General features: G+C 36.1%; 27 protein-coding genes and 1 pseudogene. 23 read left to right on the forward strand and 5 right to left on the reverse strand.

What is annotated here, in order from left to right; all coding sequences use genetic code 11:
- The 7 genes from HX13_RS22675 to HX13_RS20565 all read left to right on the forward strand — a co-directional run.
- A partial coding sequence (locus HX13_RS22675; protein ID WP_202962940.1) for an RNase A-like domain-containing protein occupies positions 1–484 on the forward strand: 484 nt, incomplete at its 5' end.
- 18 nt (positions 485–502) lie between these two features.
- A complete protein-coding gene (locus HX13_RS20545) occupies positions 503–805 on the forward strand; it encodes a hypothetical protein (RefSeq protein ID WP_050022599.1) in 303 nt (100 codons plus the stop codon).
- A gap of 386 nt (positions 806–1191) precedes the next feature.
- Positions 1192–1488, forward strand: coding sequence for a hypothetical protein (locus HX13_RS20550; protein WP_128572540.1), 297 nt, complete (start codon positions 1192–1194; stop codon positions 1486–1488).
- Positions 1489–1693: 205 nt separating this feature from the next.
- On the forward strand, positions 1694–2398 hold the full coding sequence (locus tag HX13_RS20555) for a hypothetical protein (protein WP_050022601.1): 705 nt from the start codon (positions 1694–1696) through the stop codon (positions 2396–2398).
- A 116-nt stretch (positions 2399–2514) separates the two neighbouring features.
- A complete protein-coding gene (locus HX13_RS25785; protein ID WP_262483590.1) occupies positions 2515–2637 on the forward strand; it encodes a hypothetical protein in 123 nt (40 codons plus the stop codon).
- A gap of 357 nt (positions 2638–2994) precedes the next feature.
- Positions 2995–3285 carry a hypothetical protein gene (locus HX13_RS20560; RefSeq protein WP_050022602.1) on the forward strand — a complete coding sequence of 97 codons (291 nt, stop codon included), beginning with the start codon at positions 2995–2997 and terminating at the stop codon, positions 3283–3285.
- Between the two features lie 206 nt (positions 3286–3491).
- Positions 3492–4112: a hypothetical protein gene (locus HX13_RS20565; protein WP_050022603.1), complete on the forward strand. Its 621-nt coding sequence runs from the start codon at positions 3492–3494 to the stop codon at positions 4110–4112.
- Between the two features lie 338 nt (positions 4113–4450).
- Here the strand turns inward: HX13_RS20565 and HX13_RS20570 are convergent, their stop codons facing one another.
- Positions 4451–4795 carry a MerR family transcriptional regulator gene (locus HX13_RS20570; RefSeq protein ID WP_050022604.1) on the reverse strand — a complete coding sequence of 115 codons (345 nt, stop codon included), beginning with the start codon at positions 4793–4795 and terminating at the stop codon, positions 4451–4453.
- A gap of 314 nt (positions 4796–5109) precedes the next feature.
- Between HX13_RS20570 and HX13_RS20575 the strand changes: the two genes are divergently transcribed.
- The 4 genes and pseudogenes from HX13_RS20575 to HX13_RS20590 all read left to right on the forward strand — a co-directional run bounded on the left by HX13_RS20575 (position 5110) and on the right by HX13_RS20590 (position 9059).
- Positions 5110–5634, forward strand: coding sequence for a hypothetical protein (locus HX13_RS20575; RefSeq protein WP_128572541.1), 525 nt, complete (start codon positions 5110–5112; stop codon positions 5632–5634).
- A 33-nt stretch (positions 5635–5667) separates the two neighbouring features.
- A pseudogene (locus HX13_RS25790) lies at positions 5668–6205 on the forward strand (reprolysin-like metallopeptidase); the annotation flags it as partial.
- A gap of 243 nt (positions 6206–6448) precedes the next feature.
- Positions 6449–7759, forward strand: coding sequence for a T9SS type A sorting domain-containing protein (locus HX13_RS26525; protein WP_410493168.1), 1311 nt, complete (start codon positions 6449–6451; stop codon positions 7757–7759).
- Between the two features lie 406 nt (positions 7760–8165).
- Positions 8166–9059 (forward strand): SMP-30/gluconolactonase/LRE family protein, encoded by an 894-nt coding sequence (locus HX13_RS20590; protein WP_050022608.1) that lies wholly within the window; start codon positions 8166–8168, stop codon positions 9057–9059.
- 308 nt (positions 9060–9367) lie between these two features.
- Here HX13_RS20590 and HX13_RS20595 read toward each other — a convergent pair whose 3' ends face one another.
- Positions 9368–10675, reverse strand: coding sequence for a DEAD/DEAH box helicase (locus HX13_RS20595; RefSeq protein ID WP_050022609.1), 1308 nt, complete (start codon positions 10673–10675; stop codon positions 9368–9370).
- A gap of 221 nt (positions 10676–10896) precedes the next feature.
- Between HX13_RS20595 and HX13_RS22680 the strand changes: the two genes are divergently transcribed.
- The 10 genes from HX13_RS22680 to HX13_RS20635 all read left to right on the forward strand — a co-directional run bounded on the left by HX13_RS22680 (position 10897) and on the right by HX13_RS20635 (position 21587).
- The gene (locus HX13_RS22680; RefSeq protein WP_157837479.1) at positions 10897–11073 is read left to right on the forward strand and encodes a hypothetical protein; all 177 of its coding nucleotides are present in this window, start codon (positions 10897–10899) and stop codon (positions 11071–11073) included.
- A gap of 124 nt (positions 11074–11197) precedes the next feature.
- Entirely contained in the window at positions 11198–12274 is a 1077-nt protein-coding gene (locus HX13_RS20600) for a DNA methyltransferase (protein ID WP_050022610.1), read from the forward strand.
- 3 nt (positions 12275–12277) lie between these two features.
- Positions 12278–12805 carry a DNA methyltransferase gene (locus HX13_RS20605; RefSeq protein WP_128572543.1) on the forward strand — a complete coding sequence of 176 codons (528 nt, stop codon included), beginning with the start codon at positions 12278–12280 and terminating at the stop codon, positions 12803–12805.
- A 3-nt stretch (positions 12806–12808) separates the two neighbouring features.
- Complete coding sequence (locus HX13_RS23025; RefSeq protein ID WP_202962941.1) at positions 12809–13729, forward strand: DEAD/DEAH box helicase family protein; 921 nt, start codon at positions 12809–12811, stop codon at positions 13727–13729.
- A 49-nt stretch (positions 13730–13778) separates the two neighbouring features.
- Positions 13779–15362 carry a hypothetical protein gene (locus HX13_RS23030; protein WP_202962942.1) on the forward strand — a complete coding sequence of 528 codons (1584 nt, stop codon included), beginning with the start codon at positions 13779–13781 and terminating at the stop codon, positions 15360–15362.
- A 250-nt stretch (positions 15363–15612) separates the two neighbouring features.
- The gene (rpsA, locus tag HX13_RS20615; protein WP_050022612.1) at positions 15613–17403 is read left to right on the forward strand and encodes a 30S ribosomal protein S1; all 1791 of its coding nucleotides are present in this window, start codon (positions 15613–15615) and stop codon (positions 17401–17403) included.
- Between the two features lie 388 nt (positions 17404–17791).
- A complete protein-coding gene (locus tag HX13_RS20620) occupies positions 17792–18055 on the forward strand; it encodes a vWA domain-containing protein (RefSeq protein WP_185113629.1) in 264 nt (87 codons plus the stop codon).
- Between the two features lie 61 nt (positions 18056–18116).
- Positions 18117–19178, forward strand: a complete 1062-nt coding sequence (locus tag HX13_RS20625; protein WP_128572544.1) for a T9SS type A sorting domain-containing protein — start codon at positions 18117–18119, stop codon at positions 19176–19178.
- A gap of 114 nt (positions 19179–19292) precedes the next feature.
- Positions 19293–20279, forward strand: coding sequence for an EamA family transporter (locus HX13_RS20630; protein ID WP_050022615.1), 987 nt, complete (start codon positions 19293–19295; stop codon positions 20277–20279).
- Positions 20280–20591: 312 nt separating this feature from the next.
- Entirely contained in the window at positions 20592–21587 is a 996-nt protein-coding gene (locus HX13_RS20635) for an alpha/beta fold hydrolase (RefSeq protein WP_050022616.1), read from the forward strand.
- An 88-nt stretch (positions 21588–21675) separates the two neighbouring features.
- Here HX13_RS20635 and HX13_RS25105 read toward each other — a convergent pair whose 3' ends face one another.
- Together HX13_RS25105 and HX13_RS20640 are read right to left on the reverse strand one after the other, a co-directional pair.
- Positions 21676–21891 (reverse strand): hypothetical protein, encoded by a 216-nt coding sequence (locus HX13_RS25105; protein WP_238555572.1) that lies wholly within the window; start codon positions 21889–21891, stop codon positions 21676–21678.
- Positions 21863–22810, reverse strand: a complete 948-nt coding sequence (locus HX13_RS20640) for an MFS transporter (RefSeq protein ID WP_238555573.1) — start codon at positions 22808–22810, stop codon at positions 21863–21865. The genes HX13_RS25105 and HX13_RS20640 overlap by 29 nt, the downstream gene beginning before the upstream one ends.
- 78 nt (positions 22811–22888) lie before the next feature.
- Between HX13_RS20640 and HX13_RS20645 the strand changes: the two genes are divergently transcribed.
- A complete protein-coding gene (locus HX13_RS20645; protein ID WP_316931368.1) occupies positions 22889–23623 on the forward strand; it encodes a helix-turn-helix transcriptional regulator in 735 nt (244 codons plus the stop codon).
- Between the two features lie 222 nt (positions 23624–23845).
- On the opposite strand, the gene rplS is transcribed toward HX13_RS20645, so the two are convergent.
- Positions 23846–24202, reverse strand: coding sequence for a 50S ribosomal protein L19 (gene rplS, locus HX13_RS20650; protein WP_050022617.1), 357 nt, complete (start codon positions 24200–24202; stop codon positions 23846–23848).
- Positions 24203–24495: 293 nt separating this feature from the next.
- Between rplS and HX13_RS25110 the strand changes: the two genes are divergently transcribed.
- The gene (locus tag HX13_RS25110; protein WP_238555574.1) at positions 24496–24699 is read left to right on the forward strand and encodes a fibronectin type III domain-containing protein; all 204 of its coding nucleotides are present in this window, start codon (positions 24496–24498) and stop codon (positions 24697–24699) included.
- Positions 24700–24763 lie beyond the last annotated feature (64 nt).

The following is a 24763-nucleotide window of genomic DNA, read 5'->3' on the forward strand; positions in this document are numbered from 1 at the left end:
TATTGCAATTGCCAACAATATTTCTGCTGAAAACCAGACGCAGGCACTGGGATTAGCGGCTTTAGCGGTCATTTTAACAAAAGGGAAGGCGGCTCCTGGAATTATAAAAACAGAAGGATGGTTGGCTTATCATGAAGGATCTACATTAGGACATACATTGGCAAGACATGTTGGTAAAACCGATGCAGATTTAATCAGCCGTTTAGCTACTCAAAAGGGAATTACAGGTGCAAGTTCTTTTACAAACGAAGCAATAGCAGAATCTGTTATTTCTTCAACCATAAAAAGTAATAGAGATGCTATCAAATCTTGGTTGCGATCAGGAATGACTAATAGCTTAAGGTTAGAATACTCTGGTTCAACAAATATTGGTAGAGGAATTATGAGAACAACAAATGTTGTTAATGATTTGACGAATGCTAGAGTTATATTAAAGTCAAATGGAAGTGGAGGTTATTTTATATTAACCGCATTCCCAAGATAATAAACAAAAATAATATATATGAATTTTGAAAGTGAATTTCCACAATTAACTCAATTTTTTGGGGCCTATTTTCCAGATGCTGATTTTGAAAATTTGACAGATAAAGAAGTGGTTTCAAACTACATTGCGGACTGTAATAAATCAGAAGCTTCTAAAAAGATATTGAAAATAGTAAAAGAAAAAGAGTTACCTGCTTTGATTAATAATGTAGAAGTTCATTGGGAATATGTTAGAGATGAAGCAAATCGTTATTTTGAGAATTCTCAAGATGCATTAAAATGGTTGAATATGATTAAAAAAAGAGCTGGAAAAATAGCGTGAGTTTTATAAAAGATTATCCAATTTTATTCCAGTTCTTCGGAGGATATTTCCCTCTGCTGGCCGATCATCTTGCTCGTGTCTGAATAAAAAGCAAAACCTTTGCAATAGTGAAGGTTTTGTTTTTATAATTTGGGAATAAATGTAAATTTAAAAAATGTTAAATAGCATGAGCCAGAAGTTCGCGGTGGGGTGGAGGAGGATTTTATTTCACAGTTCCAATTACGGTAACAGGAAAAGGGAACATCAGCACATGGAATAAGGGGATAATTATTTTCCTAATATCTTGCCATGGGGATGGCATTTGACCGTGCTCTTGCAGGGTTCTTTCCAAATGAAGGCAGAGCATTTGATTTAATGTCATGGGTAAGAAATGACAGAGGAGTAGAATGATGAGCAGTGTGTGGGATGCGGTGGGTATTGCAATTGCCAATAATATTTCTCCTGAAAACCAGACGCAGGCACTGGGATTAGCGGCTTTAGCGATCATTTTAACAAAAGGGAAGGCGGCTCCGGGGATTATTAGAGCTGAAGCTATGGCTGCTAATGGAGAAATAAAAGCTCTTTCTCGTACAGAAATGGCTAATATTTGGGGAGCAGGTCCTCTAAGGATTGATCCTAAAAATTTACCTAAAAGTGTTACAAGCGATTTCACTGAAATCTTAGCTGGGGAGGTAATCCAATAATAAGGAATGGTGCACAAGCAGTAACTGAAAATAGATCTGGAATAAGCACAAAATGGGTTGGAGCTTTAGAATGGAAAATAAAAGATGTTCCAGGTACTCATTTAGATGGGAGTAGAATTCTCCAACATCCTTCTGGAAAATGGGGATTAGTTACCAATCATGATTACACAAAAATTATACAAATACCAACAAGTTCAGTAGTAAAATGGAAATAAATTTTTTATCAGAAGAAAAGACTTTATTGTCAACGCGATACATAAAACTCATTCGTAAAAAAGATTTTGACAAAATAGTTATTAAAAGAGGTGATATTAAGTCTATTAATCTTCAATTCGAAAAAATATATAAACAGGATGTAATCATAAGAGCCTCGTTTAAAACTTTTAAAAATGATTATATTTTTAATGTTTCAGATATTTTAATTAGTAATACAGAAATTGTTTTAACAGGAATTCTTGATGATCCCTTAAGTATATACAATCAGGGATATATTGATAATTTTAAGTTGCTATGTGATAAAAAGGAAAAAATAAAATGGTATGAATTAAATGATAAGCAAAAGTATTATTACTTAAGAGGATGCTATTTTCTAGGAGGATTAAGAAAATCTATAGATAATATGAATCCTATCATAGTAATTGATTTATCAAAAGCCAGGACTGATTTGGATGTATATTATGAAATTGGAAAAGCATTTTTTAATTCATATGGATATTTTGGGACCGAATTCCATTCATTCAGAGATTGTTTGATTAATATTGATGAATCAATGAGAAAAAGAGAAAAAATGCCTGTTTTAAAAATAAAAGGATTCAAGAATTTTGAAAAGTATTTTTCAGATAATATTTTGTTTGATGATTTTTATAATGAATTTAAAGCAAGCGGTTTTGAAATTGAAAATTCAAAATAATGGTTTGTTGAACATCCTTCCGCTGGCGAGCTTCTAGTTCGTGTCTGAATAAAAAACAAAAACCTTTGTAGTGAAGGTTTTGTTTTATTATTTGTAAATAAACGTAAATTTAATAGATGTTAAATAGCACGAGCGAGAAGCTCATCTGGTGGGATGTTTTGGGCATTGCAATTACCAATAATATTTCTCCAGAAAACCAGACGCAGGCACTGGGATTAGCTGCTTTAGCTGTATTTTAACAAAAGAGAAGGCGGCTCCGGGAATTATTAGAGCTGAAGCTATGGCTGCTGCTGATGTATTAAAAGCTGAATTGGCTGTTGAGAAAGCAGAAATGACTTTATAGGTCAGATTCTCCTGCAGAATTAGATGATATAGTTTAGTAATGGTCTTAGATCTGGTACAGGATATGAAACAGGAAATGGGATGGAACAGCAAACACGATAATAAAAGCTAAAGTTCCTCAAAGTGTTATGAAGCAAGCGACATTCTTTGAAGCCGATGGAATTAAAACTGTAAGTAATACCATCGCATTTATTTCAAAATGTTAAGTTAATTATTCCGTTAAATCATAGCCCAATACATAAAATTAGTAAAATATGATAACAATTAGAGCAAAGTTAAACTTATATCAAGATGTAAGACAAACCCCTTTTATTAGTGGCTATAGACCTACTTTTGATTTGGGAAAAGGATTAACTTCTGGAAGAATACTATTATTAAATAATAAGAAATCTTTTTTGCCTGGTGAAGAAGATGAAGTAGAAATCAATTTCTTATCCAAAGAATTTTTGGGTACTAAATTTAAAGTAGGAGAAAAAGTAATGTTTACAGAAGGGCTAACACCTGTTGGAGAAATTGAAATATTAAAGATATTATCTATTGATTAGTAAAATGCTTCAACTATTTGGATTACAAAAACAGTAGAGCGTAGCTCCAAATGGAATGGAGCATTAGAATGGTAAATAAAAGATGTACAGGTATCGTAGGATTTAAATAGCAGTCGAATTGTTCAACATCCAGATGGAAGATGGGGATTAGTTATCAATCATGATTATAATAAAATTATACAAATACCAACAAGCTCAGCAGTAAAATGGAAATAAATTTTGTATTAGAAGAAAAAGTGTTATTTACAACGAAGTATATAAAACTCATTCGTAAAAAAGATTTTGACAAAATAGTTGTTAAAAGAGACGATATTAAGTCTATTAATCTTCAATTCGGAGAAATCTCTAAGCAGGATATAGTCATCAGAGTTTCGTTTAAAGGCCTTAAAACTTTTAAAAACGATTATTATTTTAATGCCTTGGATATTTTAATTAAAAACAGAGAAATTATTTTAACAGGAGTCCTTGACGATCCTTTATGGATATATAACCAAGGATATATAGATAATTTTAAACTTCTCACTGACAAAAAGGAAAAAATAAAATGGTATGAATTAAATGATAAGCAAAAGTATTATTACTTAAGAGGATGTTTCCTATTGAATGGGGTTAGAGAAACAATAGATAATACGAATCCGATTATAGAAATTGACTTTTCAAAAGTCAGAACCGATTTGGATGTATATTATGAAATTGGAAAAGCTTTTTTTAATTCATATGGATATTTTGGAACCGAAATAAATTCATTTATAGATTGTTTGATCAGTATCAGCGCATCAATTAAAAAAAAGAGAAAAAACACCAATTTTAAAAATAAAAGGATTTAAGAACTTTGAGAAATATTTTTCGGATAATATTTTGTTTGATGATTTTTATAATGAATTTAAAGCAAGCGGTTTTGAAATTGAAAATTCAAAATAATGGTTTGTTGAACCCCAGCTCTGCAAAGTCTCCCGGATTGAGTAAATAAAATCTAACCTCTCATAACTTAGTGGAGGTTTAGTTCTTAAAAACAATATATATCAGTATAAAGACCATCTAGGAAATATAAGGGCAAGTTTTCCTCAAAACAGCGCAGATGCTCCTGAAATTATCAATACCAATAATACTATCCGTTCGGGCTTAATCACATAGGAGATGGAAACAGTTCCGGAATTGGAAGCTTTTATTCTGCTTCCCTTTCACCAAGAGATTCTTTCAGTTTGATAAGCTCTGCTTTTACAAACTCGAGCCTGTCAATCAGAGTGATGGTTTCGGAAATTTTGCTGTTGGTAGTTAAAGCCACACGGGCGCCATCCAAAGTATAGCCCTTTTCTTTAACCAGATGGTAGATCATCTGCAGGTTTTTAATGTCTTCGGGAGTGAAATAACGATTGCCCTTCCTGTTTTTTTTAGGCTTAATGATAGGGAATTCCTGTTCCCAATACCGTATTAATGAAGTGTTTACATCGAAGGCTTTCGCAACTTCCCCAATAGAATAATACAGTTTGTCAGGTAAATTTATTTTCATTTTACAACTCCTAAAATTCAAAGATAAAAATTTTTTTAAAGATCCATCCAAATATATGATCGAATCTATATAAATGTCATGCCAGAGGAACTGCAGATCCTTTTGATTTTGCTTTATTCAAAACAACAAATCCTTTTTATTTTGCTAAAGTACTGTAATGTTTTAAAATGATATGACCTCTTTTTTTATTATAAACATATTATTTTATTCATATTAGTGTGAAAAGATTAGGTAATTGATGTTTTTTTATATAACTTAGTGAAACACAAAAAAATACAAAGATATGAAACGTTTATTTCTTTATTTTCGCACTGATGGTGCCCTTTTTGGGGTTTTCACAGTGGACAAGAACAGAGCTGAGATCTCAGAAAGTTAAAAAGAACCAGGAAAAACTGGAGTTCGCGGGGCTTTATACATTAGATGCCAATACACTAAAGCAAAGTTTAAAAAATGCTCCCATGCGTTTTTCCAATGCAAAAGGGACTGTTATTTCCGTTCCCAATGTTCAGGGAAGGCTGGAGGAGTTCCAGGTCTGGGAATCTTCCAATATGGCTCCGGGATTACAAGCCAGATTTCCGGATATCCGGTCGTATGTAGGGATAGGAATAGAAGATCCTACCGCCTATTTACGTTTTAGTTTGTCTCCCACAGGATTTTCATCCATGATTATCCGTTCCGGGTTATCTGAATTCATTGAACCTTATACGGAAGACAGGATGGTTTACGCTGTTTTTGACTCCAATGCAAGAAGGGGACAGGAGAAAGAGCCTTTCGAGTGCTCTACGATGGATGCAGTGAAAAAAAAATGCTCCTGTGGAAAAAAAAAAACGAAGCTGTAAATAAAAAAAACGGCAGGTTTCAATGTGTTCAGGATGGCACTTTCCTGTACCGGAGAGTATGCAGAATATCATTTAGCCGCTGCAGGTACTTCACCCAATGCAACGGATGCCCAGAAAAAAGCGGTGGTTCTTGCTGCGATGAACGCCAGCTTAACGAGACTAAACGGTGTTTTTGAAAGAGATTTATCCTTGCATTTTAATTTAATAGATAATAATGATGCCATTATATTTCTGGATAAACTCAGCGATCCTTATCCCGATAATGCCGGACCGGATGATGCCAATACCGGGATAACCTCAGTGATCAGTGCTTCCAACTTTGATATGGGGCATTTATTAGACAAAAAAAAATGCGAATGGGGCAGCTTATCTGGATGCACTGTGCGGAAGCCGGCCGGGAAGAGGCTGGACAGCCCATAACTTTCCTGAAGGAGATAAGTTTGACGTTGATTATGTTGCCCATGAAATGGGACATCAGATGGGAGCTAACCATACTTTTACTTATTATTTAAACGGTAGCGGAACCTCGGAAGTAGAGCCGGGAAGCGGAAGTACTATTATGGCTTATACAGGAATTATGGGTGGTGTTTTTGATGTTCAGTACAATTCTAATGACTATTTCCATACGTATAACCTGACGGAAATTAAAAACAGGATAAGCAGCGTAAGCTGTGGTACCACAACGCCTTTTGGAGTTGCTGCTCCTACCGTAGATGCCGGTGCCGATTATACCATACCGAAATCCACACCTTACCTGTTAAAAGGAAAAACAAATGATGGAAACACTGCTTCCTATACCTATACATGGGAGCAAATGAACCAGGCAACTAATGCAGAAACAGATGTGTCAAGCCTTGCGTATCCAACTAAGCCGGCGGGTCCTAACTTTAGATCTGTTGCCCCCAGGAGTACACCGGTAAGATATTTACCTGAGTTTAATCAGGTGTTGGCAGGTGTTTTATCAACCCGTTGGGAATCCGTTTCCAGTGTGGCAAGAAACCTGAATTTCAGACTAACGGTAAGAAATAATAATCCTATAGCACCCCAAACAAATAAGGATGATATGGTTGTTACCGTGAATGCCGCAGCAGGTCCTTTTCAGGTAACAGCACCTACATTCGGACAGTCGCTGAACTCGGGAAATATGGCCAATATAACCTGGGATGTTGCTAATACCAATCAGGCTCCGGTTAATACGGCAAATGTTAATATCAAATTATCTACAGATGGTGGACAGACATTTACCACAATAGCTGCCAATACACCTAATGATGGCAATGAACAGATTATGATTCCTGCAGGATCTACTTCTGCGAATGCATTTATTATGATAGAAGCTGTAGGAAATATCTATTATGCCGTGAGCCCAAGCTTTGTGATTGATTATGTTGTTATGGGTGAGAACTGTACTACTTATACTTATAGCGGGCCAGCGGTAGCTATCCCTGACGGGCCGGGAGGTTCCAATATATCCGCCCCAAGAATTAATGTTCCATTGATGGTGAACAATACCGGAACAATTACTAAAATTAAGGTGACTCCTACAGTAACACATCCAAATATAAGACATCTGGCAATAGGAATTGAAAGTCCGGTAGGTACATCAGCACTTATCTGGAACAGGTTGTGTAACGGAAATTCAGGAATTACAGCTTCATTTAGTGACACAGGGAATGCTGTAGCCTGTGCATCACCGGTACAGGGTCAAATTAAATCAAATGAACCATTGAATGTTTTTAAAGGACATAAGGCCCAGGGAGAATGGAAGCTGTATGCATCGGATAACAGACCAGGAAGTGTAGGCAGTATTACAGGGTGGTCCCTTGAAGTATGTACCCAGCAGACCCAAACTTTGGAAACCAAAGAAGTGGTATCTCCATTGGCAGATGATATTAAAATTTATCCTAACCCAAGTGATGGTAACTTCTTTGTGAAATCCCGGAATATAAAAGGAGAAATGAAAGTAACCCTGTTTGATTCCAGCGGAAGACTGATCTATAATACAGACTATAGAAGTGAAGGTAACCATACCAAAGAATTTAATGTAAATGTTCCGAAAGGAGTGTATATGATAAGCATTAAGTCTTTAAAAGGAGTATACAACAGCAAGTTGATTATAAAATAACCTGGGTTCGTAAGAAAATTAAGTATAAAGGCTGGAAGCTGGAAGAAGATGCTGGAAATTACTTCAGGTATAATGACTGGTCAACGACATCATTCATTATTGTAAAGAGGATAAAACAGATTATGGTTATTCTTAGGGCACTATGGCTTTCATCTTCCATCTCAGGCCTCAAATCTGATAAACAAAAGGATCAGCACCGGCTGGTCCTTTTTGTTTGCAGTTTATCCTGTTAGATCAGTTGTATAAGAATATTGGTCTGTTTAAATAGAATTATGAATTCATTCTCCGTTCTTCCTTTTGGTCTTTTTCAGGTTGTAATGATCTTCCGGTTTTTGCTTCAATACAATAAAAAAATAGCTTTAAAACTGTTACTGATGTTGTAAATTGCAGATTTAAAAAATGAAGAATGAAGAATATCTGTAAAATAGGAATGATTGGTTTGGTTTTCGCATTGGTAAACTGTCAATCAGTAAATTATAGCAAAATGTTTTATGAAGGGGTAAAGCCGGAAAAAGTTTCCGATCAGTTCAGTTTTACAGAAGGACCATCCGCGGATAGTGAAGGAAATGTCTATTTCACCGACCAGCCCAATGATAAAATTTATTTTTGGGATTGGAAAACCAACCGGATCATTGAATTTTTAGATAAAACGGGAAGGGCAAACGGAACCCATTTTGATAAAGATGATAATTTGATTACCTGTTCAGACGATCAGGGGGAAATCTGGAAAATATCAAAAGATAAAAAGGTGGAAGTCCTTTCAAAAGGATTTGAAGGGAAGAGGCTAAACGGCCCCAACGATGTATGGAATGATGCTTCTGGAGGCATGTATTTTACTGATCCTTTGTATGAAAGAGACTATTGGGTCAATTTTAAGCAGGAACTGTTTCATAAAAGTTTGTACTACAGAAGTAAGGAGGGTAAGATTTCCAGGCTGGAAACTTTTATCCAGCCTAATGGAATCATAGGAAGTGAAAAACTAAAAAAATTATATGTTTCAGACATTGATGCCGGAAAAACTTATGTTTATGACATTTTGGGGGAAGGTAAGCTGTCGGAGAAAAGGCTTTTTTGTGAAATGGGGTCAGACGGAATGACGCTGGATAAGCATGGAAACCTTTATTTAACCGGAGACGGGGTGCATGTTTTTAACCGTGAGGGAAAAAAGATGTATCATATTTCCATTCCTGAAGAATGGACATCCAATGTGACTTTCGGAGGAGAAAATAACAATGTTTTATTCATAACCGCCTCAAAATCGGTGTATACTTTTCCGACGAGAGTGAGAGGGATAAAATAAATGATAAAGGAATATAAAAAAGCGCTCAAAAGTTTGTTTTAAGAGACTTTTGAGCGCTTTTGCTATATTGTAAACCTTTTGCCACCCCTCCGGAGAAGGGGAATGATTACGTCTTCAATTGAATATTTGTAGCAGTATCACATCAATGAAAATCGGAGATTTTCAAAAACTTATGTGAACTTTATATCTGCAAAGCTTTCTAACTTAAATAACTTAGATGTTTAAATCTTTTGTGACTTTTGTGGTTTGCAAACTATTGATATAGTTTTACTTCGTTCACAATAACAATGGTTTATCGAGTTGAAGCCTTAATAAGCAACCTCCATTTTCACTTTTTTTCCCTTCAGTTTTTCATTCTGAAGCTTTCTCAAAACAGCATTCACCTTATTTCTGGCAACCGCTACATAAGAAGTCGTATCTTTTACCTCAATAATACCCACCTCTTCTTTTTGTAATTCGCCTTTTTTAAGCAAATAGCCTGCAATATCCACTTTATTGACCTTGTCTTTTTTTCCTGCACTGATGTAAATCGTCTGGAAAGGCGTTTTTTGCGGGACTTTGGTAAATCCGGCGACACTTTCTTCAGGAGTATTGCTTTTAATGAATGGAAAATTTTCCTCTTCTGTCATAATCAGATAGACAAATCCTTTGGCGTTCATTCTTGCGGTACGGCCATTTCTGTGGATGAAAGCATCTTCTTTTGGAGGAAGCTGATAATGAACAATAGATTCCACTTCAGGAATATCAAGTCCACGAGCAGCAAGATCCGTTGTAATAAGAATTCTGGCGGAATCATTTCTGAATTTCAGTAAAGCACGCTCCCTTTCATCCTGCTCCATTCCGCCATGGAATGTTTCCCTATCAATTCCCATCTGATGCAGTAGTTCCGAAATACGGTCTACAGCGTCACGGTGATTACAGAATATCAGGGTTCTTTTGTTCCCGATTTTACAGACAAGGTTGAACAAGGTATCCAGTTTTTCTTCCGGAATTGTCATTACTTTTCTCAGCTGAATATCAGGTTTTACTTCCTTTTCTTTAAGGAAATTGATGATTTTCTCCTTTTTTAATCCTGTAAATGCAGGAATTTCATCCATTACGGTTGCAGAAGTAAGAATTCTTTGAGAAACGCCTTTCAATGAATTGATGATAAACTCCATATCATCGTGAAACCCTAGTTCCAATGCCTTGTCAAACTCATCCAGAACCAATGTTGTAATGGTTTCCGGATCAAAATTATTATTTCGTATGTGATAAGCGACCCTTCCCGGAGTTCCGATCAGAACAGCCGGAGCTTCAATTAAATTGTTGACCTCAATTTTTTTATCATGACCACCATAGCAAACGGAAACTTTGAAATCCGTACCCATAGCTTTAAAAACCTGCTCGATCTGTAATGCCAGTTCTCTGGCAGGAACCAGGATCAATGCCTGCACGCCCTGAACATTTCTTTTCAGATTTCTGAGAACCGGAAATAAAAAGGCAAGGGTCTTTCCTGATCCAGTAGGAGAAAGCAGGACAATATCCGTATGGTCCTCAGAGGCTTTATAAGTAGATTTCTGCATCTGATTCATATCCTGAATCTGCAGTTTTTGATAAATTGATTGTAGTTCCATGCTGCAAAGGTAGTGAATTAGGTCATAGGTTACAGGAGTACAGTTTTAGGATGGCTGATAGTTGAGTGATTCAAGGCCATGATGATATAAAGTTTGACTCTTACCGCAGGTCTCATATCTTGGCTTGTCATTGTTATTTACGGTTTACCGTAATGTCCGGCCAGTTTTTGATAATAGATTTGAGGTAATAAAATACAATACCATGAAACTTTATCAAACCCTTGAAAGGCAGATTAAAAAAAGAACCTAATTACGTTTCCGATAACGGAGAAATTAAAAAATGGGTGGTCCTGAATAAAGCACAGAATTTTGATGAAGAACTGATCGGGCTGCTGTTGGATGATCCCGATCTGAAGGAAAAATTTTTTGTGAAAGTAAAAAAATGTCCGGGTATTTAAACAAAATCTTTTTATCCGGTTTCTTGAGCAGAAAAACTATCTGAATGACAGTTATACCCAATTCAAAAACAAAGTAGGGTTAACGATTGATGGTAAACATCTGAAACAACGCAATGAAGTCTCATTGGTCTGGCCATTTAAAGACTGTATCCTTGAAGGCGGACAAAGCCGTGAAGAAGATAAAAGAGAAGAGATCTTTTTTAATGAAACCCTGGCACAGGACGAAATCACAGAACTGCTTGATCCAAAAGTATTAACCAATGCCAAACGGTTTGACCGGGATGGTGAACATTCTTTTGACGGATTTAACCGTGACGAAAACGGAACCATTACCGATAACCTGATTATCAAAGGAAACAATCTGTTAGCATTACATTCTCTGAAAAAGGAATTTGCCGGAAAAGTGAAGCTGATTTATATAGATCCGCCGTATAATACCGGAGGTGATAGTTTTCAATATAATGATAGTTTCAATGAAAGTTCATGGCTAACTTTTATGAAAAATCGTCTAGAAATAGCTAGGGAATTACTTGGTAAAGAAGGAAAAATATTTATTCAATGTGATGATAATGAACAAGCTCCTTTAAAAATTTTGTTAGATGAAGTTTTTAAAAAACAAAATTTTATAGAAACATTTATCTGGAAAAATACAGATAATGCACCAGCTTTGTCAAAGAAATCTAGAAAGAATATAGAATTTATTCACTGTTATGAAAAATTGTTAGATGCAAAAAGTTATATTGGAAGAGAAAGTAATAATGATGATGCACCATTATTAAATAGTGGTAATCCAATAACGGTTTTAGAATTTCAGCCCCAAATGATCGAATTCAAGATTCCGGACGGCACTTATAAAAAAGGAAATTATGATAAGGTTGAATTACTTAATGATTTGAATATTAAAAATGGTAAGAATGAAAATACAATTCAGTTTAAAGGACGTTTTAAATGGCAACAATCATTTTTAGATTCTGAAATAATGAATGGAACTTATTTTATCATTAAATCTAATAAGTTTTCTATCAGATATCAAAGAAAATATTCCTCTAATTTGGCTCCGGATAAACTCTTAGATGAGGTATATTTATCTAAAGCTTTAGGAATTGAAACAAACGAAGATTCAAAAAAACATATTGAATCGCTTAATTTAAATTTTAATTCTTTTCCAAAACCAGAATCTTTAATTAGTTTTTTTAATTAAAAGCTGTTACAGAAGAAAAACGACATCATTCTCGACTATCATCTCGGAAGTGGTACCACAGCATCCACAGCTCATAAAATGAACCGTCAATATATCGGGATAGAGCAAATGGATTATATTGAGACTGTCGCTGTAGAGCGTTTGAAAAAAGTAATTGATAGCGAACAAGGCGGTATTTCCAAATCCGTCAACTGGCAAGGCGGCGGTTCATTCATCTATCTCGAACTCAAAAAATACAACCAGACCTTCATAGAAAAAATAGAAAAGGCAAAAGATGAAGAAACACTTCTTCACATCTGGGAAGAGATGAAAGCCAGATCTTTTCTCAACTATAATGTAGATATCCAAAGGCAGGAGCAATGTATAGAAGACTTTAAAGCATTAAGCCTTAAAGAACAAAAGCACCACCTTTGTGAACTGCTCGACAAGAACCAGCTCTATGTCAATCTCTCTTCTCTTAACGATCAAAACTTTGAATGTACTCCGGAAGAGCGAAAAGTGACTCAGGAATTTTATCAACTTAAAAACTAAATCATGACATTTTTACACGAGATATTCAATAATCCGTTTGCTCATAAGGCATTGGCGGAATTTGATTTACCCAACGGCATCACTGACAATCTGAGATTTGGGATTCGCCCTTATCAGGAAGAAGCATTCAGGCGCTATTTATATACCGAACACGAAGATTTTGAAGGAAAACCAGGGAAACCTCTTCACCTTCTTTATAATATGGCGACAGGAAGCGGGAAAACCTTGATCATGGGAGGCTTGATGCTCCATCTTTATGAAAAAGGATACCGTAACTTTTTGTTTTTTGTTAACAGCAATAATATTATTCAGAAAACGAAGGATAATTTTCTTAATCCTCAGACCTCCAAATATTTATTCCGGGATAAAATCGTGATCAATGGTAAAGAAGTCTTTTTGAAGCAGATAGATAATTTTGATGAATCAGATCATGAAAATATCAACATCAAATTTACCACCATCCAGCAGCTTCATATTGATTTAAACAATAGCAAAGAAAATAGTGTTACCTATGAGGATTTTCAGGACAAGAAAATCGTTCTGATTGCCGATGAGGCGCATCACCTGAACAGTAGTACCAAAAGCGGCAACCTGTTTGGAAGCTGGGAAGAAACCGTTTTACAGATCCTGCACCAGGATTTTGAAAATATCCTGCTGGAATTTACGGCAACTCTAGATTATGAAAGCCGGGAAATTACCGGGAAATACAAAGATAAAGTTATTTATAAGTATGACCTTGCCCAGTTCAGGAATGATAAGTTCTCCAAGGAAATCAATCTGGTCCGCTCCCTGTATGATGAAAAAGAAAGGATTATTCAGGCTTTGATTCTGAATTTGTACCGCCAGGAGCTGGCCACCATTCATCATATTAATCTGAAACCCGTTATTCTTTTTAAAGCTAAAAAAGACCATCAGGGAATCTGAACAGAATAAGGAAAATTTTCATAAGCTGATAGAGGATCTGTCTGAAGCAATGGTGGATAAGATCAGAAAAACATCTGCGGTTCCCGTTGTTCAAAAAGCTTTTGAGTTTTTCGAAGCCAGCAATATATCAGAAAGTGAAATAGTAAAACGGATACAGGCTTATTTCAGGGAAGAAAACTGCCTGAGTGCCAATAATGACTCCGAAGCGGAAAAAAATCAGATTCTGCTTAACACCCTGGAAGACGAAAATAACCCTATCCGTGCTGTATTTGCAGTTCAGAAGCTCAATGAAGGCTGGGATGTCCTCAATTTGTTTGATATTGTAAGGTTATACGAAGACCGTGATGGAAAAGAGGGTAACCCGGGAAAAACCACCCTTTCTGAAGCTCAGCTAATAGGCCGTGGAGCAAGATATTATCCTTTCGCTGTGAAAGAAGGAGATGATAAATTTGTAAGGAAATATGACAATGATATTTCAAATGATCTGAAAATCTTGGAGGAATTATATTACCATACCAAAGAAGACAGTCGTTATATTTCCGAACTTAAAAAAGCATTGGTAGACTCCGGGATCTATGAAGATGAAGCCAACCTTGAAACCAAACAGCTAAAACTGAAAGCAGCATTTAAGGCCTCTGAATTCTATAAAAAAGGTGTGGTTTTTTCCAATAAAAAAATCCCCAAAAATCTTACACATATAAAGTCTTTTAAAGATTTGGGTATTAGTAAGCCTAAGTTCAGCTACCAGCTTTCTTCAGGAAGTGGGAAAACTTCCAATGTGTTTTTTGAATTGGAAAAATCGGTTCCACTTGATGATAGTATTAAGTCTGAAGGAGTAAGAATCCAGGATATTCAGAAACATGTGGTCAGGTATGCCTTAAGCAGGAATCCGTTTTATTACTTTGATAATCTTTCCCGCTATTTTCCTAATATAACGTCGATCTGGGATTTTATAGAGGATGAGAAGTATCTGGGAGGTATGGAAATCATATTCTACGGGACCCGGAGCCGTCTTCAGGAAATTTCGCATTTTGATTACCTTCAGGCGCTGAATGGATTACTGCAAAATATAGAAGCAGATATTAAACATAACACTCCGGATTATGAAGGCTCTGCATTTCGGGCACAGCCTCTCCATCAGGTTTTCAGGGATAAAGAAATCAGGGTTACAAAAGGCAGTGAAAGGGCAGAAGGGCAGGAGCATTTGGTTTCAGGTGAAGCCTGGTATGCTTACAATGCCAATTACGGGACCATTGAAGAAAAACGGTTTGTAGAATTGTTTTCCAGGCGCTTCAAAGGGTTGAATCAGAAGTTTCAGAACATTCATCTGATCCGTAATGAAAGGGAAATTAAAATCTTTGATAAGCTGGGGCGTGCTTTTGAGCCAGATTTTATCCTGTTTTGTAGCCAGAAGAAAGATAAACAGCTGACTTACCAGGTTTTTATAGAGCCGAAAGGAACACATCTGCTGGATTATGATAGATGGAAAGAAGATTTTTTAAGGGAAATGGGAGGGAAGAAGAAAACCATTACATTTCATACAGACCAATATTTGATAACTGCGGTACCATTCTATAATCATGAAACGGAAAAAGAATTTGAAAGGGCATTAGATGAAACACTGATGAACTGATCCCGTGACTTTCCCTTTTTTAAATTAAAAAAATCTAATCTTTTGATGTAAATATTGATATTCAGTGTTTTAAAGAGTAAGTATGAAACAGAATAACTATTGCTTATCTCAAATAAATATAGTATCTTTGCACCCACTTTTTGTGGTAAAGGTCTGAGAAAGTAAAATATTAATTATTAATTACTTCCGTATTTTTCAATCACATTTGTTAAGACCGTTGAAAGAGAAGGAATACAAATTTTTTTAGAATATGTCAAAAGAGACAAATTCAGCAGAATTATTATTAAACCAAAACGTAGCACCTGAACAATTTGACTGGGATTCTTTCGAATCTGGTCTTGATGCTGATGCTAGAAAAGAGAAAAGCGATTTAGAAGAGATCTACAACGGATCATTAAACAATTTGGACGACAATGACGTTCTTATTGGTAAAGTTGTAAGATTAACTGATAAAGAAGCTATCGTAGACATCAACTTCAAATCTGAAGGTGTTATCTCTCTAAATGAATTCCGTTACAACCAAGGTCTTAAGGTTGGTGATGAAGTAGAAGTAATGGTTGACAAGAGAGAAGACAAAACTGGACAATTACAGTTATCTCACAGAAAAGCCAGAACGCTTAAAGCTTGGGATAAAGTAAACGAACTTCACGAAACTGGAGAAATCGTTAACGGTTTTGTTAAATCCAGAACTAAAGGGGGTATGATCGTTGACGTTCACGGAATCGAAGCATTCTTACCTGGTTCTCAAATTGACGTTAAGCCAATTAAAGATTACGATCAGTTCGTAGGAAAAACTATGGAGTTCAAAGTGGTGAAAATCAACCCTGAGTTCAAAAACGTAGTAGTTTCTCACAAAGCATTGATCGAAGCAGATATCGAAGGTCAGAAAAAAGAAATCATCGCTCAGCTTGAAAAAGGTCAGGTTCTTGAAGGTACTGTTAAGAACATCACTTCTTACGGGGTATTCATTGACCTAGGTGGTGTAGATGGATTAATTCACATTACAGACCTTTCTTGGTCTAGAGTGAACCACCCATCTGAAATCCTAGAGGACGGACAAACTGTAAAAGTGGTTATCCTTGATTTCGATGATGAGAAAACAAGAATCCAGTTAGGTATGAAGCAATTAGAAGCTCATCCTTGGGATGCTCTTTCTGCTGACTTAAAAGTAGGTGACAAAGTAAAAGGAAAAGTAGTAGTTCTTGCTGACTATGGTGCATTCGTAGAAATCGCTCCAGGTGTTGAAGGATTAATCCACGTTTCTGAAATGTCTTGGTCTACTCACTTAAGATCTGCCGGAGATTTCGTAAAAGTAGGTGATGAAGTTGAAGCTGAAGTATTAACTTTAGACAGAGAAGAAAGAAAAATTTCTCTTGGTATCAAGCAATTATCTAAAGATCCATGGGAAAACATCGAAGCTAAGTATCCTGTAGGATCTCAGCATGTAGGAACTGTAAGAAACTTCACTAACTTTGGTGTATTCGTAGAGTTAGAAGAAGGTATCGACGGATTAATCTACATCTCTGATCTTTCCTGGACTAAGAAAATCAAGCACCCGTCTGAGTTCTGTGCAGTAGGTGATAAATTAGATGTTGTAGTTCTTGAATTAGATATCCAGGCTAGAAGATTATCTCTAGGTCACAAGCAATTGACTGAAAACCCATGGGATAAATTCGAAACTAAATATGCTGAAGGAACTATCCACGCTGGTAAAGCGGTAGAAGTTCACGATAAAGGAGCTTCTGTACAGTTCGAAGATGCTGAGGTTGAAGCGTTCTGCCCTTCAAGATTATTAGAGAAAGAAGATGGATCTAAAATCAAGAAAGGTGAAGAAGCTGATTTCAAAGTAATCGAATTCAACAAAGAATTCAAGAGAGTAGTAGTATCTCACACAGGGATCTTCAGAGATGAAGAGAAGAAAAACGTAAAAGAAGCTTCTTCCAGAAACGTATCTTCTTCTTCTAACAACGAAGAAAGATCTACTCTTGGAGACATCGATGCATTAGCAGAGTTGAAAAGAAAAATGGAAGAAGGTAAATAATCTTTGAACCATTGATTAATATAGAGCCGCTCAGTTGAGCGGCTTTTTTGTTTTTCAGAAGTTTTTTCACTATCCACTCAAAATAAAGGAAAGATGAATAACCTAACAGGTTTTTATAAACCTGTTAGGTTTGGATTTATAATATAGCGACAGATCAAAACGAAATCTGTTCAGAAAAGATTATCAGAAAATAATTAAAACTTAAAGGTTTCAAATAGGTGGTTTTTATTTTTTTCAGAATTACAGTAAATATTAAATTATTAAATATTTAAAAGTTAAAATTTTAAACTAAGATCACTATTTGTTGAGAAAATATTATTTTAACAGAATTAAATTTAAAACTTTTAACTATGAAAAAAACATTTTTTCTTTTTTCTTCATGGCATTGATGTCATGGAGTACCTTTAGTGCACAGGCTAATTATATCATTATGGTTGATAATGGAGGTTCTATGACTAAGACAGATTATCAAGCGATGAGACGTGGTGTGATTAAGCTAATAGAACAGCTTTTAGCTTGCAATCCTGAAAACAAAGTAGCTGTAGTACAGTATGGAAACGGAATATTGGATCATGATACCGGAATATATAAGCCTTTAATTTATATTGAGTCTGATTATACCAACGATTTTTTTTACCGCTCAGAATTTTGAGCGCCGTTTGGATTTTGGAGATCATTTACAGCAATCTTTAGGATTGGTCAAAAATGCAATAATGGGAATTCCGGATCCAGATATAATAAGTCCCCAAAAAACACTAAATGGGAATAAGCCTGAAAGAGTTATTGTATTTACTGACGCAGAACGAGCTTCAGCTAGTCTTGATTCTTATCTTGTAGATCCTGTTTATGCATCAAATTATAATTCATATGAGGCATTTGCCAATGTGATGGAGTTTAAAACGAATATTATGTCGGGAAGCTCAATAAGATTCACTTTGATTCATGCGAATTCAAATAATGATGCTATTGAGGCAGCAGCAGCTATTTCGAGTCCTTTTGGACCATATTCCGGGCCACTTGAAACGATTCCTGGAGATCCAAGTAATGGTAATTCAAGGTCATATTTTAATAGAGATACTGGATTTCGTATGGCGCCTGGTGAAATTAATTATTGGAAGGATATTGCGGAAAGTATTTGTGACTCTAATAATGGAGGAACCTTAGATTTTGTTTATGAGCCAGGAGAGTGTATATATCAGCCTGGTACTATTGCCGGGCATTATTATCTTCCATCTGGTGCTACTTTACAGAGCCTTAAGGTGGATATGATCAATTTGCAAACGGGTGAAGTGTATCCTGTGGTTTCTGATCCTGTATTTGAGGCAGGAAACTATTTCAAGATTCATTTCTATTCTTCTTACAGTTTTGCCGAGGCAATAAATGCAGGCTCAACAGGTTGGCACAAGCTTAGGGTAAAAATGAATTCAAATGCGTCTACCCATACGGTGTATAGCTGGAATAAATATCCGTATTTTGACTTTGATATTGATATGAGTTGTCCACAGCCTGTAAGTTTTAAGTCTTCAGTAACGGAAAAGGCTTTCCGGCTGATTCCAAATCCTACTATTGGTTTGTTTAAATTAATGATGAACAAAGAAATGAAATCGGGAACATTGGAGATCAGAGATCTCGTTGGAAATACAGTATATAATAAAGTACTTCGTGGAGAAAAAGAAATAGTGATAGATCTGAGCTCCCGCAAAGAAGGAATTTATATCGTTAATGTAACAACAGATAAAAATGAAACTTACTCAGAAAAAATAATAAAACAATAAGGAAGTGTATAAATCGCCGCAAGCAAAACTTGTGGCAATTTTATTTATCTATCATCATAATGTTTCAGACAGTTTTAATTTATATATTGTAACTTTGCAGGCTGAAAAAAAATTATGAAGAAGAAAAATATACTAAAAGGTGTTTTATTTGTCGGGATTGGAGCTAGTATATATGGTATGTTGGCCACATTTGTTAAAATGGCTTACCATGACGGTTTTACAACTTCAGAGGTAACCACATCCCAGTTTGTGTTAGGTTTAGCAGGACTTTTAATCCTGAATTTAATACAAACCGCAACCACAAAACAAAAACTATCATTACCAAGTTCCAGGGAAGTCAGAATGTTGATGCTTGCAGGGACTTCATTGGGAGGAACAAGTTTATTCTATTACATCGCTGTTCAGTACATCAATGTTTCCATTGCTATTGTATTGCTGATGCAGTCGGTATGGTTCAGTGTGGTGGTGGAAAGTATTCTGACCAAAAAATTACCCAATGCCAGAAAAGTAATTTCTGTAATTATTGTATTATTGGGAACAGTATTGGCTACAAACCTCATCAATATGGAAATAGAGCTGGATTGGCACGGAGTCTTCTGGGGATTGATGGCTGCCGCTTCCTATACATTAACGATGTTTACATCCAATACAATAGCGACACATTTACCTGTTTTCAGAAAAAGTCTTATCATGCTGACAGGAGGATCTGTAGTTGTTTTTTCATTCCTTTTCTTTGCCCAGATAGGACCTATGCATTTTGAGGGATTGAAATCATTGTATCTGAATTTTACAGAAAATACAGAACACATTCATCCTTTTAATTATTCGATTTTCTGGACCTATGGAATTATTTTAGCTTTGTTTGGAACTATTATTCCTCCGGTTCTGTTCAATATCGGTTTCCCGAATGCGGGCTTAGGATTGGGAAGTATTGTTTCTTCTCTGGAACTTCCGGTTTCCGTAACCATGGCCTTCGTTTTGTTGGGCGAAAAAGTCTTTTTAATACAATGGGTGGGGATCATTTTGATTCTTTTTGCTATTGTTTTAATGAACCTGCCTTCAAAGAAAGAAAAAGAAGTCCAAATGGCAGAATTATCTTAAAAAAATAATATTTTAACGTCAGTTCGGGATAAGGATTTCTGATTTAATCAGATTTGAAGCTGGGGAGATGGAAGATGGGAAATCATGGAGGCTATAAAGAATAACCATTGATTATTTTCTTTACAATAAAATGAATGATGTCGTTGACTGCCAGTCATTATAACTGAAAGTAACTTCCAGCCTCTTTCTTCCAGCCTTTTATACCTAATTTTCTTATCGGAACTCAAGTTAATATTTAATTAAAAAATAACAGTTGAAAACCGTTCCTTTTGGAGCGGTTTTTTTAATTTTAAACAACTAAAATAAATTCTCATGAAATATTTCAGAAATGCAGTAATGGCTATCATGTTTATGGCAGGTACCGGTTTTATCTCTGCGCAGATAAGACCCCTGGACGCCTTATTATCAGACTATCAATATCCCTATGAGGTTCATTTTATCACATTGAAATCTCAGGATAACGATTTGAAAATGGCTTATATGGATGTGAAACCTCAGAAAAGTAACGGAAAAACAATGATGCTTCTTCATGGGAAGAACTTTAACGGAGCTTATTGGGAAAGGACGGCCAGAGATTTATCTTCAAAAGGGTTCCGGGTTATTATTCCTGATCAGATAGGATTTGGGAAATCATCCAAACCTCACAGCTATCAGTTTTCATTTTCCCAGTTGGCAGAAAATACAAAAGCTATTCTGGATGAACTGAAGATTGATAAAACTATTGTTTTAGGACATTCCATGGGTGGAATGGTGGCAACGAGATTTACTTTGCTTTATCCGGATAAAGTAGAAAAGCTGATCCTGGAAAACCCGATAGGATTGGAAGATTATAAAACTTTTGCATCCTATCAGACTATCGACCAGGCCTACCAGTCGGAGCTTAAAAACACTGCGGAAACATACAAAAATTATCAGCTGAAATTCTATTATGATAACAAGTGGAAAGAAGAATACCAGCCATGGCTGGATCTTATTGCAGGATGGACTCTCCATAAGGATTATCCCAAAGTGGCCTGGGATGCGGCCCTGACTTCTGATATGATTTACAATCAGCCTGTCTGCTATGAATTTAAAAACATAAAAGTACCTACCTTACTGATTATCGGAACCAGGGACCGGACAGCAATTGGTAAAGACAGGGCACCAAAAGAACTTCAGCCGAAAATGGGGCAGTACCAGGAGCTGGGAAAGAAAACCCAACAGGAGATCCCGGGATCAAAGCTGGTAGAACTTGAAAATGTAGGGCATCTGCCTCATATTGAAGTCTATCCGAAGTTTTTTGAAACATTATATGACTTTATAAAATAGAGTTTTATAAGCTGGGCTTGGAAGAAGGAAGCCGGAGGTGCCTCCGGCTTCCTTCTAAGGTAAAGGCAAATGATTATTCCAAATGCACTCATTCTCTAAACATCAATATGGTAAGAACTCCAATTCCTGAGAAGATCAGGCAGGAAATTCCCAGATTTTGAATAAATCCTATACTGATCAATCCTGATCCTATCATTGTATAATAAATGAGCCCCAGTAAAGCTCCTGCACTTCCCGTTTCCTTTTTATATTGTATGAGTGCGGTACTTAAAATATTAGAAATAGCAATACTGAAAGCCATCACAATAAAGAAATAAGGAATTATAAAAAAGATCCCTTTTCCTGTTAAAACCCAGACAAAAATGGAAGCAGTAAAAGCTCCCAGCGTACTCATTTTTACCAGAGATGATGACGGGACGTTTTTTTAATAGAAGATACCTGTTAAGCTGTGCTCCTGCAAATGTACCTGCTGCCAACACAAAACTACTATACCCGAACGCGTAGGATGAGTATTGCTGTTCTTTAAAAATAAAAGGTGCCAGTGAATAATAGGAAAAGAGTAAAACATTAAAAACCATGATCAATAAACAGGATCTGATGATTGTATGATCCCTGAGCATCCGTTTTAACAAACCGGCCAGTGTTTTCATACTGATCTCTTTCTGAGTATAATGGGTTTCTGAAATCCTTTTTCCGGACAGGATATAAAATAAAACAGCCAAGAGAAACAGACTTATAAATACACCCTGATATCCTGTGACAGCAGCCAGTACAGAACCCGTAAGCATACCGATAACCGGGCTGATGGATAACCCGATTCCTATCCATGAAAATACCTTGCTGATGCTTCCTTTATCATAGGTATCCCGCAAAATGGTTTGGGTTACAATAGATCCTACGGAAATTCCAAATGCAGAAACTACCCTCGCAGCAAGAAGAATAGTGAAGTCAGGTGCAAGTACAGCAGTAATGCTGCCGGTCCCGTAAGTAAGAAGTCCGTACTGAAGGGCTTTTTTTCTTCCGATCCGGTCGCATTGTATTCCCCAGAAAGCTACTCCTGCTGCAAATGCTATGAAGTATAGGCTTATCGTAAGCGTTGCAGATCCTTCATTCACCTGGAAAACTTTTTGTATCATGGGTAAAACAGGACTGTAAATGGTTTCTGCAAACTGAGGAAGCATTACCAGTAAGGTCATAAGCCAAAGCGGATTGTTTTTTTTCATTCTTTTTTCTTGCAAAGTTTCTAAAATTTCGATGTATATTTATAATGATATAAAAACAAAAAACATCAAAAATAGGACATGGCTTTACTTCAGCAAAATGAAGAATTTGATGCAGATGCATATAAGGAAAAAGTTATAGGAATAGCCTCAGATATGGTGATGCATGATTCAGGATCCCATTTTCATACCACGAAGGCACAGCTGTTGTATGCGCCATCAGGTTGTATGACGGTTACCACTTCCGGGCGGCAGTTTGTTTTACCACCGTTCAGGATGCTGTGGATTCCTCCAAACGAAGTTCACCGGGTGAATTTCAGGAATATTGTATCCTATAGGTCTATTTATTTCGATGTTGATTATGCTGTAGAATATATGGGTTCGTATCTTAAAGTATTGCATGTAAATGCTTTACTTAAGGAAATTATTGAAAGGGTATGTTTCTGGGAATGGCTTCCTCCTGACAACGCCCAGGAGAACCTTTTGAGCGTTTTCTGGGATGAAATCAGCAGGGCTCCTGAAGAAAAGCTGGAATTGAAAATGCCTGAAGACAGACGTGTTAGAAAGTTGGTAGAAGAATGGACGCAACGTTTGTCCGTACCACCGATGCTGAAAACCCTGGCGAAGGATACAGGAGCTGGTGAAAAAACAATCACCCGGCTATTTAAAAAAGAAACCGGCTTATCTTATCAGGAATGGCGGCAGCAGTGGCGCCTTCAGAGGTCTATTGAACTTCTGGTAGAAGGAAATTCAATAGGAGAGGTGTCCTATATTTTAGATTTTTCTTCCGATAGTGCTTTTATTGATTTTTTTTAAAAAACATACCGGATCAACGCCTTTGCAGTATCTCATGAAAAATGCATAATAACTGTGTTCTTCCAGCTCTCCGGATTCACAGATATTGGCAACCTCAAAACGCAATCTATTTTTAAAACTTAATGCCATTACAATATCCATTACTACTCTTGCAGCAGCCTATAAGAAAAGAGGCTGTCTACATATGTAAACAGCCTCTTTTTGCATTTATTGTTGTCTGAATTATTTCTTCTTGTAAGCAGCGTCCTTAATTCTCGCTTTTTTACCTCTAAGGTCTCTGAAGTAGTAGATTCTAGCTCTTCTAACTCTACCTTTTCTGTCAACTTCGATTTTTTGAAGCGCAGGCATGTTGATAGGGAATACTCTTTCTACACCTACATCACCACTCATTTTTCTGATGGTGAAAGTTTTTGTAGAACCAGTACCTCTTAATTGGATAACTGTTCCTTTGAAGAACTGAGTTCTTGTCTTTTGTCCTTCTTTAATTTCGTAATACACAGTAATTGTATCACCTGCTTTGAATTCAGGGAATTCTTTTTTCGCAATGTACTTGTCTTGTACGTACTTTAATAAATCCATTATTAATAAAATAAAATGTTAAAGCTAAGCAACTTACACGTTTTTTCGTCAGAGGTTGAATAACAGGTTGCAAATGTACAAAATTGTTTTTGAATATACCAAATAATTAATGTGCTAAAAACTATAATTTTTTCATTTTGATTTTGCTAAAAAAATTAACAGTTTCTTTAAGATTCCATCAGACTGAGTTTATATGAGACATCTACTTTTACCCGATGTGAAAAATCGAGATGTAGATTTTAAGTTATTGATTTACAGATTAAAAAATATATGTTATTTTAAAATTAAGTATTATGAAACATTATTTCTTCTTTTTTTGTTTCGCAGTCCAGATGGCATTCGGCCAGGTTTTGTTTCCGTATTTGCAAAATCCGACTCCGAATTCCATGATCGTTAACTGGAAGACCGCTTCCAACAATGAAACGACTGTGATCTATGGTGATTCCCCATCGAATCTGAATGTAACTGTAACCGGTACAACAAACATTTTTTTCTGATACCGGATATAATAATAACTACTATTACCACACAGCAAAGATTACAAACCTGCAACCTAATACC

Origin of the sequence: Chryseobacterium sp. P1-3, assembly GCF_000738495.1 — a bacterium.
Classification (GTDB): Bacteria; Bacteroidota; Bacteroidia; order Flavobacteriales; family Weeksellaceae; genus Chryseobacterium; species Chryseobacterium gallinarum.